Raw genomic sequence first — 13,113 nt, forward strand, 5'->3', positions numbered from 1 at the left:
ACGGTATTGACTGCCCGTCGTACCGGCCACCGTACGCGGATCCCCCTCAGGGGCGGCGCGGCGGCCCCGGAACGCCCGGGAACCAGCTGGTGCGGGTCGGCAGGGTGGCGCAGATCACGCCCAGGATCGAGCCGACGAACAGCCAGCAGAGCGACGTGGCATTGGTCCAGAGGACGTTGTCCCCCTCCGGGCGGGGCACCATCACCAGCAGCAGGGCCAGGAACCAGCCGGCCGCCGGGACCCCCGCGCCGAGCCGGGTGCCGGTCACCCGCAGGCCGCCGTAGAAGGTCGCGGCGGTGGCGGCGAGCGCCAGCAGGACTCCCACGGGCGGCCACAAGGCCTGCACAAATGCTCCGCAGATCGACACCGCGATGCCCAGCAGGAAGAACAGGACATAAGCCGCGATCCGTGCGATGCGCGGGGGCTGGGACTCCTTCAGCCGCTCCTCCCGGCTGCCGAGCAGCGCCGCCGGGATCGAGCGGCGCGCGGGCCGGGCGTCGGTCGCGGTCATCGGGAGGGCTCCTCGGGGGTGGCGGTGGGGGCCTCGGTGCCTGCGGGGTCCTCGGTGCCGGCGAAGAGGTCCTCCTCCGGCAGTCGCGACCCGGCCCGGCCGCGGGCCAACTGGTAGTACTCGGTGGCGAGCAGCGGCTGGCCGAGGTCGTTGGAGAGCGCGAAGAACGCGCCGTCCACGGTGATCTGGGTCGCGTGCGCGGCCATCGCGGCGGCCTTGCGGTCGGTGTACGCGGTGCCGTCCAGCACGGTGGTGACCAGCTCGTCGGCCACCACGCCGGGGATGTCGGCGGCCTGTGCCACACCCGGGAACGGCGCCTTCTCGGCGGTCTCGGCGAGGCCCCGCTCGATCACCGACCTGGGCACCCGGTTCCAGTAGACCTTGGCGATCCGCCAGGCCGGGCCCAGCTCGGGCCGGTGGGCCGGGTCGGCGGCCAGCTCGTGGGCGCGCATCGCGACCCGGTGCGCCTGGATGTGGTCGGGGTGCCCGTAGCCGCCGTCCTCGTCGTAGGTGACCAGCACCTGCGGGCGCACCTCCCGGACCACCGCGGCCAGCCGGTCGGCGGCCTCGTCCACGTCGGCCCGCCAGAAGCAGCCGGGCACGTCGTTGTCGGGCACGCCCATCATCCCGGAGTCGCGGTAGCGCCCGGGGCCGCCGAGGAAGCGGAAGTCGGTGACCCCGAGCTCGGCCATCGCCCGCGTGAGCTCGCCGATCCGGTGGGCGCCGAGGGCGTCGTCCCGATCGGCCGTCAGGTGGGCCAGCTCGGGCGGGATCACCTCGCCGCCCTCGCCGAGGGTGCAGGTCACCAGGGTGACGTGGGCGCCCTCGGCGGCGTACCGGGCCATCGTGGCGCCGTTGTTGATCGACTCGTCGTCGGGGTGCGCGTGCACCAGGAGCAGGCGGCGGCCGGTAGTCGCGGTCATGGGACGAAGCCTAACGACCGCACGGCGGGGGTCAGAGCTTGAGGCCGTTGATCATCCCGGCGAGGTTGCTGGTGACCTGGCTGATCGAGGGGGCGATGGAACTGGACGCCAGGTAGAAGCCGAGCAGCGCGCAGACGATCGCGTGCGCGAGCTTCAGGCCGGAGCGGCGGATCAGCACCACCACGATGACCAGCATCAGCATGGCTGCGGAGATGGACAGGGCCATGGCGGCTCACACCCCTTCCGGGTGCGCCGCTCCTCCCGGGGAGGGGCGGCGGTCGTACCGTGCGGGACTTGCGTCGGGCGACCGGGGCCCGGGACGGGGCCTGACGATCACTCGTGGACCAGTCATACCCGATGAGTGAGGTGCGCATTACGTTGAGTGAGGCCGCACACCCCGGGGCACGGTCGCACTCGTGGGGCGCATGGGCCGGTCGGAGGGGGTGCGACCCCCTTCCGGGCGTACTTGCGCACGATGCTCCGAACGAGTGATCACCACCGGCGCGGCGGCGTCATAGGGTCTGGTGCCATGACCACCCACACCCCAGCGGACACCTTCCCGAGGCAGTACGCGCGCACCCTGCGCTACACCGTCGGCGCTCCCCGGTCGTTCTCCGTCGCACCCGACGGCTCCCGGGTCGTCTTCCTGCGCTCGCCCTCCGGCGGCGACCGCGCCAACCTGCTCTGGACCCTCGACACCGCCACCGGCGAGGAGCGGATCGCCGCCGACCCGGCCGTCCTGCTCGGCGGCGGCGAGGAGGACCTCTCGCCGGCGGAGAAGGCCCGCCGCGAGCGCAGCCGCGAGGGCTCGGCCGGCATCGTCGGCTACGCCCTGGACGGCACGGGCCGGCTCGCGGCCTTCGCGCTCTCCGGCCGGCTGTTCGTCGCCGACCTGGTCGCCGGCACCGCCACCGAGCTGCCCGCCGAGGGCCCGCTGGTCGACCCGCGGCTCTCCCCGGACGGCGTCCACGTCGCCTACGCCACCACCGGCGGCGAACTGCGGCTCACCCGTACCGACGGCACCGGCGACCGGGCCCTCGTCTCGCCCGACGGCCCGAACGTGACCTGGGGCCAGGCCGAGTTCATCGCCCAGGAGGAGATGGACCGCGACCGGGGCCACTGGTGGTCCCCCGACAGCGACCGGCTGCTGGTCGAGCGGGCCGACGACACCCCGGTGCACCGCTGGTGGATCGCCGACCCGGCGAACCCGGACCGCGAGCCCGCCGAGGTCGCCTACCCGGCCGCCGGCACCCCGGACGCCGAGGTCGGCCTCTGGCTGCTCGGCCTGGACGGCGGCCGCACCGAGGTGGTCTGGGACCGCGCGGCCTTCCCGTACCTGGCCCGGGTGCACTGGTCCCAGGGCGGCGTGCCGCTGCTGCTGGTCCAGTCCCGCGACCAGCGGGTGCAGCGGATCCTCGGCCTGGACACCGCCACCGGCGCCACCGAGCCGCTGCACGAGGAGCGGGACGACGCCTGGCTGGAGCTGTTCACGGGCGTCCCGGCCTGGACCCCGGACGGCAAGCTGGTCCGGATCTCCGACGAGTCCGGCGCCCGCGCCCTGGTGATCGGCGAGCACACCGTCACCGGCCCCGACCTGCACCTGCGCTCGGTGCTCGCGGTCACCGCCGAGGAGGTCCTCTTCACCGCCTCCGGTGGCGCCGCCGAGACCGACCCCGAGCCCGGCTGGGTCGCCGTCGGCCGGATCGGCCACGACGGCAAGCGGCTCTCCTGGGAGGCCGCGAACGGTCGCCCGTTCACCTCCGTCACCACCGCCGTGCACGCGGCCGGCATCACCGTGCGGGCCACCGCCGAGCCCGACCTGCCCGGCACCCTGGTGCGGGTCTCCCGGGACCTGCCCGAGGGCGTCGCGGTGGACGACATCGCCACCGTCGCCTCCTACGCCGAGACCCCGGTGATCACGGCCCGGCCGGTGTTCCGCTTCGCGGGCGAGCGCCGGATCCCGGCCGCGGTCTTCCTGCCCACCGGCTACGACCGGGAGCGGGACGGCCTGCTGCCCGTCCTGATGGACCCGTACGGCGGCCCGCACGGCCAGCGCGTCGTCCAGGCGCACAACCCGCACCTGAACTCCCAGTGGTTCGCCGACCAGGGCTTCGCGGTCGTCGTCGCCGACGGCCGGGGCACCCCCGGACGCGGCCCGGCCTGGGAGAAGTCGATCGCCTTCGACTTCGCCGGGGCCACCCTGGACGACCAGGTGGACGCGCTGCGGGCGCTCGCCGCGGAGTTCCCGCTGGACCTCGACCGGGTCGCGATCCGCGGCTGGTCGTACGGCGGCTACCTGGCCGCGCTCGCCGTGCTGCGCCGTCCGGACGTCTTCCACGCGGCGGTCGCTGGCGCGCCGGTCACCGACTGGCGGCTCTACGACACCCACTACACCGAGCGCTACCTGGGCCACCCGGACCAGCGGCCCGAGGTGTACGAGGCCAACTCGCTGACCGGCTACGCGGCCGGCCTGGAGCGGCCGCTGATGATCATCCACGGCCTCGCCGACGACAACGTGGTGGCCGCGCACACCCTGCGGCTCTCCTCGGCGCTGCTCGCCGCCGGGCGCCCGCACACCGTGCTGCCGCTCTCCGGCGTCACCCACATGACGCCGCAGGAGGAGGTCGCGGAGAACCTGCTGCTGCTCCAGGTCGACTTCGTGAAGAAGTCGCTCGGCGGCTGAGACCGGCTGCCGGTCCGGTCCGGGGGAGACGAGGGAGGGGGAGCGGAGCCGGAGCAGGGAACCCGGGCCCGCGGACGAGCGGTGCCGGGGCGTTCCCATCCCGCTCCCCCTGGGCCGCGTGTACCCGCACGGGGTCGATCTGTCCGGCCTCGATGGCTGCACGGTAGCCCCCGCCACCGACAGACCCCTGCCGGGCCGCCGCCCGGTGCGTGCGTTCGGCATGACATCCGTCATGCCGAACGCACGACAGCGGTTACTGCCGCCGGACCCCGGCCGCGCGGGACTCTGAGGTGGTGCGAAGGACACCGCCAGCAGGGGAGAGGACCGGGACGATGGACACGGGAGAGGTCGCCGCCTTCAGGGGCGTCGGCAAGAGCTACGGACGGGTGCGGGCCGTGGACGGCCTGGACCTGGTGCTGCGGCCGGGCGAGACGGTCGCGCTGCTCGGCCCGAACGGGGCCGGCAAGTCCAGCAGCCTCGACCTGCTGCTCGGCCTGCGCGAGCCCGACCGGGGCAGCGTCACGCTGTTCGGCGGCCCGCCGCGGGCCGCGATCGAGGCCGGCCGGGTCGGCGCGATGCTGCAGAGCGGCGGCCTGATGACCGACGTCAAGGTCAAGGAACTGGTGCGGCTCGCCTGCGAGGTCCACCCGCGCGGCCGGTCCGTCGCCGAGGTGCTCGACGACGCGGGTGTCACCGAGCTCGCCGAGCGCCGCGTGGACAAGCTCTCCGGCGGCCAGGAGCAGCGGGTCCGCTTCGCCCTCGCGATCGCCGGGGCCAACGACCTGATCGTGCTGGACGAGCCCACCACCGGTATGGACGTCTCGGTCCGGCAGTCCTTCTGGGCGAGCATGCGGGCCCAGGCCGACGCCGGCCGCACGGTGCTGTTCGCCACCCACTACCTGGAGGAGGCCGACTCGATCGCCGACCGCGTCCTCGTCCTGCACCGGGGCCGGCTGATCGCCGACGGCAGCTCGGCCGAGATCAAGGCCCGGGCCGGTGCCCGCCGGATCACCTTCGAGCTGCACGAGGCGGACGGCCCGCTCGACGAGGCACCGCTGCGCCGGCTCCCCGGGGTGCAGGGCCTGGAGGTCACGGGCCGCGTCCCGGGCGTGCGGACGGTGCGGATCCGCACCGCCGACGCGGACGCCGCCGTCGCCGCCGTCTACCGGGCGGGCCTGTACCCGCGCGGTCTGGAGGTCACCGGACTGGGCCTGGAGCAGGCCTTCCTGACCATCACCGGCGAGCAGGACGCCGCCGGGGCGGCCGAGTCCACCGAGTCCACCGAGAACGCCGAGAACGTGCTGGAGCGTGCGCGATGACCACCCTGATCCGGCTGGAGATCCTGCGGACCCTCCGCAACCGGCGCTACCTGCTCTTCACGATCGCCTACCCGGCGCTGATGTACTTCTTCTTCATCCACGCCTACAGCGCGGACAAGCTGGCCGGCGGCCTCCCGGTGAAGACGTACTTCATGGTCTCGATGGCCACCTTCGGCGCGGTCGGCGCGGTGCTGACCGGCAGCGCGCAGCGGATCTCGCTGGAGCGCAAGAGCGGCTGGGTGCGCCAGCTGCGGCTGACCGCGCTGCCCGGCCGGGCGTACACCATCGGCAAGATCGCCGCCGCCGCGGTGACCACCCTGCCCGCGATCCTGGTGGTCTTCGCGGTCGGCGCGAGCCAGGGTGTCTCGCTGACCGCCGGACAGTGGGCCGGACTGGTGGCCGCCCTGTGGCTGGGCAGCTTCGTCTTCGCGGCGCTCGGGGTGGCGCTCGGGTACGCGGCGGCGCCGGACTCGGTGCAGAGCATCGTGATGATCGCCTACATGGCGATGGCCCTGTTCGGCGGGACGTGGTTCCCGGTGAGCGGCTCGCTGGAGTCCTTCGCCCGGTTCAACCCGGTGTACCTGTACAACCGGCTGGCCACCTTCACCCAGCCCGGGCACTCCCTGGACACCGTCGCCGTCGCCGGGCTGGCGGCCTTCCTCGCCGTGTTCGTCGCCGCCGCGGCGGCCCTGTACCGACGCGACACCCGGCAGGCATGATGATCGACATGAGCGAGCCGCGCCGGACCCACCGCACCGACGAACAGCCGGAGGCGGGGCCGGCGCGCTCGTCGTTCATGAACGTCCCCGGCGCCTCGGTGGAGAGCCGGCGGCAGCTGCTGGTGAAGGTCGCCTGGATGCTGCTGTGGATGATCTACCTGGCCTACCCGGTGGGCGACCTGCTGAACGGCGGTCACAGCACGGGTGCCCGGGTGCTCGGCTGGATCTGCCTGGGGGCCTTCGTCGTCGGCTACGTCCTGCTGGTCGTCCTCCGCTCGACGCCCGGGATGCGCCCGCGGACCTGTCGGGCGGTCGTCGCGACGATGGTGGCGCTCGCCGTGGCGTCCACCTTCGTGCTCGGCACCGCCTTCCTGTCGCTGTTCATCTACGCCTCGGTGTGCGTCGCGATCATCAGCCCGGCCCGCCACGCCCTGCGCGCGCTGCTCGCCATGGCGGCGCTCACCGCCGGGGTCGGTCTGCTGGCCCACGCCGACATGGACAACGTGTGGACCTTCACGCTCAGCGCCTTCCTCGCGGGCGCCGCGATGAGCGGTCTGCAGCGCCTGGTCGGCACCATGAAGGAGCTGCGCGAGGCGAGGGCCGCGGTCGCGCACCTGGCCGCCTCCGAGGAGCGGCTGCGGCTCGCCCGCGACCTGCACGACCTGCTCGGGCACTCGCTGTCGCTGATCACCCTGAAGAGCGAGCTGGCCGGACGGTTCATGGACGCCGGCAAGGACGAGGCGGCGCGGGCGCAGGTCGCCGACATCGAGAACGTCGCCCGGCAGTCGCTGATCGACGTCCGGGAGGCGGTCACCGGCTTCCGCCGGCCCACCCTGCCGGTCGAGCTGGCGGCCGCCCGCACCGCGCTGGCCGCCGCCCAGGTCACCCTGGAGACCGCGCCGGAGCTGCTCGACGCCTGGCCGGGGCTGGCCGCCGAGGAGGCCGGCGCGCTGGCCTGGGCGCTGCGCGAGGCGGTCACCAACATCGTCCGGCACGGCGAGGGCGCCACCGTCTGCACCGTGCGGTCCGACGAGACCTGGGAGGGGAACGGCGAGCGCTACGCCGTCCTGGAGGTCACCGACGACGGGCGCGGTCCGGGCAAGTCCCAGCCCGGCAACGGCCTCTCCGGGCTGGAGGAGCGGCTCGCCCTGGTCGGCGGCCGGTTGGAGACCGGTCCGGGCGAGCGGGGCCGGGGCTTCCGGCTGCGGGCGCTGGTGCCGCTGCGGACGGCCTCCGTCCCCGCCCCGTAGCCGGGACTGGTCCGGGCGGCCGAACCCCGTCCCCCGGGGGCGTCGGCGCACGGGCGCCCGCCGGTGCCGGCGGGCAGCATGACAGTCATGCCGAAGCCGGTCCTGGCGGTCCTCGTCGTCCTGCTCCTCTCGCTGCTGCTCTGCGCCGCCTTCACCGAGGCCGCCGCCCCGGCCCCGGGGGCGGCCCCCGGCGGTACCCGGACCCGCTCCCGCTGACCGCCGTCCCCGTCCGGGCGGGGACGCCGTAGGGTCGGGCGGCATGAGTGACAATCAGGGCGACCGGCCCACGGTGCGGGTGCTGTTGGCGGAGGACCAGGGCATGGTCCGGGAGGCGCTCGCCGCGCTGCTCGGGCTGGAGGGGGACATCGACGTCGTCGCCCAGGTCGGGCGCGGGGACGAGGTGGTGGACGCCGCGGTGGCGCACGACGTCCAGGTGGCGGTGCTGGACATCGAGATGCCGGGGATGACCGGGATCGAGGCGGCGGCGCTGCTGCGTCAGCGGCGGCCGCAGACCAAGGTGGTGATCGCGACGACCTTCGGCCGCCCCGGCTACCTGCGGCGGGCGATGGAGTCCGGCGCGGACGCCTTCCTGGTGAAGGACGCGCCCGCCGCCGAGCTGGCCGAGGCCATCCGCCGGGTGCTGCGCGGCGAGCGGGTGATCGACCCGGTGCTGGCCGCGGCGGCGCTCGCCGAGGGGGCGAACCCGCTGACCGCCCGGGAGCGGGACGTGCTGGCGGCCGCGGCGGACGGCGCGGTGAACGCGGACATCGCCCGGCGGCTGCACCTGTCCGAGGGCACCGTGCGGAACTACCTCTCGATGGCGATCCAGAAGACCGAGGCCCGCAACCGCACCGAGGCGGTCCGGATCGCCCGGGAGAAGGGCTGGCTCTGAGGGCCCGTCCTCAAACCCGCGCCTGCGGACCGCGCCGCACCGGATCAGTTGAGCCGGTGGCGGGCGGCGCGGGCCTCCTGGCGGACCTTGGCGGCGGTGTCGGGGTCGAAGGCGTCCAGGATCGCGGCGTACTCGTCCATCTCCCCGGCCCCGCCCAGGAAGTCGCCGGTGCGCACCAGCAGTTCGGCGCGTTCGAGCCGGAGCTGGGCGGGGTGGCGGGGGAGCAGCAGGGAGAGTTCGGTGGCCCAGAGCTGGGTGCGGGCGTGCTCGGGCCGGTCGGCGGCCCAGCCGCGGATGTTGCCGAGCACCCGCAGCACGATGTCCAGCGGCTGCGCGGGGGTGAGCAGTTCGGGCGTGAACTCGTGCCCGGCGGCGCGCACCAGCTCGGCCACCCCGTCGAGGTCGAGCAGCCGTCCGCCGTGGAAGGGGTCGGCCAGCACGTAGTCCTCGCCGCCGGCCGGCCCGCCGACCGCGACCACGAAGTGGCCGGGCAGGGCGATCCCGTGCACCGTCAGCCCGGCCCTGCGGGCGACCGCCCACCAGACCAGCGCCAGCATGATCGGCAGTCCGCGGCGGCGCCGCAGCACCTCCGGCAGCAGCGAGGACTCCAGCCGCCGGTAGTCGGACTTCCGCCCGTGGAACCGCTCCCGCCCGCCGAGGACGGCGGCCAGCAGCGCCGCGGTCTCCTCCGGTCCGGCCGGGGCGCGCTCGGCGACGGCGCGCCGCACCGCGGCCGCGTGCCGCTCCAGCGCCGCCTCGCAGGCGGCGAGCAGGGCGTCGGGCGTGGGCGGACCGTCGGGGCCGGCCGGGTCCGAGGGGTCGGGGGCGGGGGTGTGTTCGGCGGCCGCGAGCACGCAGAGCAGCACCGGATCGGGGTGCTCGGCCCTGGCCTCGGTCCGGAAGCGTGCTCTGCTCTGCTCGGTCACGGCGGTGGCGGCGGCTTTCGTACGGACGGGCGGGGAGGAGGGGACGCGCGGGGGAGCGGCCGGGACTCCTACCCCTGCGGCAGGAGTGCGTACTGGTAAGTGTGACTGGTCGTGAAGCCCAGTCCGTCATAGAGCGCGATCGCCCCGGAGTTCTCCGCCTCGACCTGCAAGTACCCGCCGCTCGCGCCCTCCTCGGCGGCCCGGGCCGCGAGCACCGCCATGACCGAGGTGGCCAGTCCGGCCCGGCGCGCGTGCGCGGCGACCTCGACCGCGCCGAAGCCGGCCCACGGTCCGTCGATCACGCAGCGTCCGACGGCCAGCGGCGCCCGGTCGGGACCGGCGCCCGGCACGCTCGCGAACCAGACCGACGGTCCGCCGCGGACCACCCGGAGGGCGGCCTCCTCGACCGCCGGGCCGCCGCCCGCCCGCCGGTACAGCGACAGCCAGGCCGCGTCGGCGGTCCGGGAGAGCCGCACCCGGTCGAGGGCGGCGGGCGCGCCGCCGCGGGCGAGCCCGGCCAGCGGCGCGACCCGGACCAGGGTCCGCGCGAAGCCGGCGCCCAGACGGTCCAGCTCCTCCCGCAGGCCCTCCGGCGAGCCCGGGGCGCAGACCTCCAGCAGGGCCGGCAGCCCGCGCGCCGCGTACCAGGAGCGGACGGCCGCCAGCGCCCGGTCGAGCGGCAGGCCGGGATCGCCGAGCGCCAGGGCGGAGTTGGCCCGCCGGGTGAAGCCGGCCGAGGCCCGCAGGGTCCACTCGCCCAGCGGCTCCTGCTCGACGGCCGGCCAGCCGCGGGCGGCGGTCCGCTGGAGTCCGACCGGGTCGGCCGGCGGCAGCGGCGCGCGCCGGGCGGGGAAGAGCGGCACCGCCTTCCCCGCGACCAGCAGCCGCTCGTCGAAGGAGACCGGTCCGCCGGTCCGCGGCACCACCGTCAGGCCCTCGTTGTCCCAGGAGACGAGCACGCCGATCACGTCGCGGAAGACTGGCCGGTTGTCGTCGGCGAAGCCGGTGAGCCGTCGTACGGAGACTCTCCGGCCCACGTCGGAGCGGTCCAACCGGACCTCCGGACGGTCCTGAACCGGCCCTTCGACGGCCATCTGGGCACCTCCTGTGCATTTGCGGTCTCCGACCCGCGATACTAGGGGCGGGCATCGACGACACCGCGCTCACCCGCGCACGCGAGAAAACAGAATGGGCCGCCGAGCCCTTCCGAGGAGGAACGACAGCGTGACCTACGTCATCGCGCAGCCTTGTGTCGACGTCAAGGACAAGGCCTGCATCGAAGAGTGCCCGGTTGACTGCATCTACGAGGGCGAGCGATCGCTCTACATCCACCCGGATGAGTGTGTCGACTGTGGCGCATGCGAGCCGGTCTGCCCGGTCGAGGCGATCTTCTACGAGGACGACACTCCGGAGGAGTGGAAGGACTACTACAAGGCGAACGTCGAGTTCTTCGACGACCTCGGGTCGCCCGGCGGTGCCTCGAAGCTCGGCCTGATCGAGCGGGACCACCCCTTCATCGCCGCTCTGCCGCCGCAGAACGCCGACCACTGACCGGATCGGTGGCAATTCAGCTGTGACTACCAAGAACAGCACGCTCGCGCCGTTCCCGGGCCACCCGGGGGCGGCGCGCCGCGTTTCCGACCTCCTGCCGGTGTTCCCCTGGGACAAGCTGGAGCCCTACAAGGCCACGGCGCTCGCCCACCCGGGCGGGCTCTGCGACTTCTCCGTGGGCACCCCGGTGGACCCGGTCCCCGAGGTGATCCAGAAGGCGCTCGCCGCCGCGACGGACACCCCCGGCTATCCGACCGTGTGGGGCCCGGAGGAGCTGCGCGAGGCCGTCGCCGGCTGGCTGCGGCGCCGGCTCGGCGCGGAGATCGGCCCGCGGGCCGTCCTGCCGACCGTCGGCTCCAAGGAGCTGGTGGCCTGGCTGCCGACCCAGCTCGGCCTCGGCCCCGGCGACCAGGTCGCCTACCCGCGCCTGGCCTACCCGACGTACGAGGTGGGCGCCCGGCTGTGCGGCGCCGAGCCGGTCGAGTACGACTCGGTGGACGAGCTGGACGGCTCCCGGGTGCGCCTGCTGTGGGTCAACTCGCCGTCCAACCCGACCGGGCGGGTGCTCGGCGCCGACGAGCTGCGCCGCACGGTGGCGTGGGCGCGCGAGCACCGGGTGCTGCTGGTCAGCGACGAGTGCTACTTCGAGCTGGGCTGGGAGGCCGAGCCGGTCTCGGTGCTGCACCCGGACATCTGCGGGGACGGCCACGAGGGCCTGCTCGCGGTGCACTCGCTGTCCAAGCGCTCCAACCTGGCCGGCTACCGCGCCTCCTTCGTGGCGGGCGACCCGGTGGTGGTCAAGGAGCTGCTGGAGGTGCGCAAGCACGGCGGCATGATCGTGCCGGCCCCGGTGCAGGCCGCGACGGCGGCGGCGCTCGGGGACGACGCGCACGTGGCCGAGCAGCGGGAGCGCTACGCGGCCCGGCGGACGGCGCTGCGTGCGGCGCTGGAGGCGTACGGCTTCCGGATCGAGCACTCGGAGGCGAGCCTCTACCTGTGGGCGACCCAGGACCGGCCGTGCTGGGAGACCGTCGCCGAACTCGCCGGACTGGGCATCCTGGTGGCGCCCGGCGACTTCTACGGTCCGGCCGGCGACCGGTTCGTCCGGGTGGCGTTCACCGCGACCGACGAGCGGGTCGCGGCGGCGGTGGAGCGGCTGAACGCGGCGCGCTGACCGCGTGCGCGAGGCCGAAGGGGCCGGTGTTCCGAGGAGGAACACCGGCCCCTTCGCCGTCGTCGCACCGGGGTGCCCCCGTACCGGAGTACGGGAGCCCGGGCGGGAGCCGCGGCCGGACTAGAGGCCGAGGCCGCCGCCGTTGACGCCGCCCAGCAGGCCGCCGATCGGGCCGAGCGCGCCGGTGAGGCCGCTGAGGCCGTTCAGCGGGCTGTTCGGGCCGAGGTCGGCGCCGCCGAGGCGGTTGGCCGAACCGTGCTCGGCCAGGCCGAGCACGTCGGCGCCGGGCAGGCCGGAGGTCAGGCCGCCGGGGACGGCGCGGCCGACGGCGCCGAGCGGCAGCGCGTCGGTGACGGCGTTGGTGCTGGGGACGGCCTGGGTCAGCCCGCCCGCGCCCGGGACGGCGTTGGCGACCGCACCGGCCTGGGAGAGCCCGCCGACCGGGTTCGCCCCGCTCTGCGCGCTGCGCTGCGGGGCGGCGGCGCGGCCGGTGACGGCCTCGCCGAGCTTCCCGGCCAGGGTCTTGGCGACCTTCGGGGTGACGCCCGAGAGCTGGCCGGTGGTGGCGGCGGTCTGGTCCACCGGGGCGGTCAGCGAGCTGGCCTTCTCGTTCGCCTCGGGGAGCTGCTGGGCGACGATGTTGCCGGTGGCGTCGGCGGTGGCGGGCACACCCGCGGCCACGGTCGCGGCGCCGGTGGTCCCGGCGGCCTGGCCCAGCTCGTGGGTGGTGTGCTGCAGGGTGGAACCCGTGTCGGTGTTGGTCAGCTGGCCAAGTGGGGCGGCCAGGTCGCTCTTCGGCAGCAGGGCGTCGGCGGCGGACGCGGAGCCGGCCGCGACCAGCGGGGTCGCGCCGGCCGCCACGAGCAGCGCGGCCTGGGCGATCCGGCGCGTGAGGGGGTGAGACATGGGGCTCCTCGGAAGGGGTCTGGGTCCGTTCCGTCCGCCGGGCGGACGACGGTGTTACCGCTTGAGAAGCCAGAAGGTTTCGGCCGGTGCAAGGAAAACGTCGTACTGACCATCTGACGGTATGACCGCACGGAGAGCCGCTCCCGGGGCTGGACCGGGGGTGCGGGCGCGCGACGGGCCAAGGGGAGTGACGGTTCTGCGCCCGACCCGGCCCGGCCGCCCGCCCGTCCACCTGTGTTGACGCGAATCACTCGTACGG

At 74.9% G+C, this 13,113-nt stretch carries 14 protein-coding genes; 8 read left to right on the forward strand and 6 right to left on the reverse strand.

All coding sequences use genetic code 11. The features are described from left to right. Nucleotides 1-46 precede the first annotated feature (46 nt). Genes ACW14Y_RS24965 through ACW14Y_RS24975 form a run of 3 tightly spaced genes read right to left on the reverse strand, consistent with a single transcriptional unit; the run spans nucleotide 47 to nucleotide 1,660 of the window. Entirely contained in the window at nucleotides 47-511 is a 465-nt protein-coding gene (locus ACW14Y_RS24965; RefSeq protein ID WP_234325882.1) for a DUF6113 family protein, read from the reverse strand. Then, nucleotides 508-1,434 carry an N-acetyl-1-D-myo-inositol-2-amino-2-deoxy-alpha-D-glucopyranoside deacetylase gene (gene mshB, locus ACW14Y_RS24970; protein ID WP_380305279.1) on the reverse strand — a complete coding sequence of 309 codons (927 nt, stop codon included), beginning with the start codon at nucleotides 1,432-1,434 and terminating at the stop codon, nucleotides 508-510. Before mshB ends, ACW14Y_RS24965 begins: the two co-directional genes overlap by 4 nt. Before the next feature lie 31 nt (nucleotides 1,435-1,465). Next, on the reverse strand, nucleotides 1,466-1,660 hold the full coding sequence (locus tag ACW14Y_RS24975) for a DUF2304 family protein (protein WP_030307746.1): 195 nt from the start codon (nucleotides 1,658-1,660) through the stop codon (nucleotides 1,466-1,468). A gap of 303 nt (nucleotides 1,661-1,963) precedes the next feature. Between ACW14Y_RS24975 and ACW14Y_RS24980 the strand changes: the two genes are divergently transcribed. The 6 genes from ACW14Y_RS24980 (at nucleotide 1,964) to ACW14Y_RS25005 (ending at nucleotide 8,297) form a co-directional block, all read left to right on the forward strand. After that, nucleotides 1,964-4,117, forward strand: a complete 2,154-nt coding sequence (locus tag ACW14Y_RS24980) for a prolyl oligopeptidase family serine peptidase (RefSeq protein WP_456983585.1) — start codon at nucleotides 1,964-1,966, stop codon at nucleotides 4,115-4,117. 332 nt (nucleotides 4,118-4,449) lie between these two features. Then, complete coding sequence (locus ACW14Y_RS24985) at nucleotides 4,450-5,436, forward strand: ABC transporter ATP-binding protein (RefSeq protein WP_380384936.1); 987 nt, start codon at nucleotides 4,450-4,452, stop codon at nucleotides 5,434-5,436. Continuing rightward, on the forward strand, nucleotides 5,433-6,155 hold the full coding sequence (locus tag ACW14Y_RS24990) for an ABC transporter permease (RefSeq protein ID WP_380384939.1): 723 nt from the start codon (nucleotides 5,433-5,435) through the stop codon (nucleotides 6,153-6,155). The genes ACW14Y_RS24985 and ACW14Y_RS24990 overlap by 4 nt, the downstream gene beginning before the upstream one ends. A gap of 8 nt (nucleotides 6,156-6,163) precedes the next feature. Continuing rightward, on the forward strand, nucleotides 6,164-7,405 hold the full coding sequence (locus ACW14Y_RS24995; protein WP_380305271.1) for a sensor histidine kinase: 1,242 nt from the start codon (nucleotides 6,164-6,166) through the stop codon (nucleotides 7,403-7,405). A gap of 87 nt (nucleotides 7,406-7,492) precedes the next feature. After that, on the forward strand, nucleotides 7,493-7,621 hold the full coding sequence (locus ACW14Y_RS25000; protein WP_380305269.1) for a hypothetical protein: 129 nt from the start codon (nucleotides 7,493-7,495) through the stop codon (nucleotides 7,619-7,621). A 43-nt stretch (nucleotides 7,622-7,664) separates the two neighbouring features. Next, complete coding sequence (locus ACW14Y_RS25005) at nucleotides 7,665-8,297, forward strand: response regulator (RefSeq protein WP_380305267.1); 633 nt, start codon at nucleotides 7,665-7,667, stop codon at nucleotides 8,295-8,297. Nucleotides 8,298-8,341: 44 nt separating this feature from the next. On the opposite strand, the gene ACW14Y_RS25010 is transcribed toward ACW14Y_RS25005, so the two are convergent. Further along, a complete protein-coding gene (locus tag ACW14Y_RS25010; protein WP_380437631.1) occupies nucleotides 8,342-9,223 on the reverse strand; it encodes a transglutaminase family protein in 882 nt (293 codons plus the stop codon). Nucleotides 9,224-9,291: 68 nt separating this feature from the next. Further along, entirely contained in the window at nucleotides 9,292-10,317 is a 1,026-nt protein-coding gene (locus ACW14Y_RS25015) for a GNAT family N-acetyltransferase (protein ID WP_456983586.1), read from the reverse strand. 130 nt (nucleotides 10,318-10,447) lie between these two features. Between ACW14Y_RS25015 and fdxA the strand changes: the two genes are divergently transcribed. Further along, the gene (gene fdxA, locus ACW14Y_RS25020) at nucleotides 10,448-10,774 is read left to right on the forward strand and encodes a ferredoxin (RefSeq protein WP_030061559.1); all 327 of its coding nucleotides are present in this window, start codon (nucleotides 10,448-10,450) and stop codon (nucleotides 10,772-10,774) included. Between the two features lie 22 nt (nucleotides 10,775-10,796). Further along, the gene (gene dapC / locus ACW14Y_RS25025; RefSeq protein WP_380305261.1) at nucleotides 10,797-11,948 is read left to right on the forward strand and encodes a succinyldiaminopimelate transaminase; all 1,152 of its coding nucleotides are present in this window, start codon (nucleotides 10,797-10,799) and stop codon (nucleotides 11,946-11,948) included. Nucleotides 11,949-12,068: 120 nt separating this feature from the next. Here dapC and ACW14Y_RS25030 read toward each other — a convergent pair whose 3' ends face one another. Then, nucleotides 12,069-12,854, reverse strand: coding sequence for a hypothetical protein (locus ACW14Y_RS25030; protein WP_380305259.1), 786 nt, complete (start codon nucleotides 12,852-12,854; stop codon nucleotides 12,069-12,071). Nucleotides 12,855-13,113: the final 259 nt, after the last annotated feature.

It is taken from the genome of Kitasatospora sp. cg17-2 (assembly GCF_054031055.1).

Coding starts and splice junctions, on each gene's coding strand:
- ACW14Y_RS24965 (WP_234325882.1), bottom strand. CDS start 511: ATGACCGCGACCGACGCCCGGCCCGCGCGCCGCTCGATCCCGGCGGCG.
- mshB (WP_380305279.1), bottom strand. CDS start 1,434: ATGACCGCGACTACCGGCCGCCGCCTGCTCCTGGTGCACGCGCACCCC.
- ACW14Y_RS24975 (WP_030307746.1), bottom strand. CDS start 1,660: ATGGCCCTGTCCATCTCCGCAGCCATGCTGATGCTGGTCATCGTGGTG.
- ACW14Y_RS24980 (WP_456983585.1), top strand. CDS start 1,964: ATGACCACCCACACCCCAGCGGACACCTTCCCGAGGCAGTACGCGCGC.
- ACW14Y_RS24985 (WP_380384936.1), top strand. CDS start 4,450: ATGGACACGGGAGAGGTCGCCGCCTTCAGGGGCGTCGGCAAGAGCTAC.
- ACW14Y_RS24990 (WP_380384939.1), top strand. CDS start 5,433: ATGACCACCCTGATCCGGCTGGAGATCCTGCGGACCCTCCGCAACCGG.
- ACW14Y_RS24995 (WP_380305271.1), top strand. CDS start 6,164: ATGAGCGAGCCGCGCCGGACCCACCGCACCGACGAACAGCCGGAGGCG.
- ACW14Y_RS25000 (WP_380305269.1), top strand. CDS start 7,493: ATGCCGAAGCCGGTCCTGGCGGTCCTCGTCGTCCTGCTCCTCTCGCTG.
- ACW14Y_RS25005 (WP_380305267.1), top strand. CDS start 7,665: ATGAGTGACAATCAGGGCGACCGGCCCACGGTGCGGGTGCTGTTGGCG.
- ACW14Y_RS25015 (WP_456983586.1), bottom strand. CDS start 10,317: ATGGCCGTCGAAGGGCCGGTTCAGGACCGTCCGGAGGTCCGGTTGGAC.
- ACW14Y_RS25030 (WP_380305259.1), bottom strand. CDS start 12,854: ATGTCTCACCCCCTCACGCGCCGGATCGCCCAGGCCGCGCTGCTCGTG.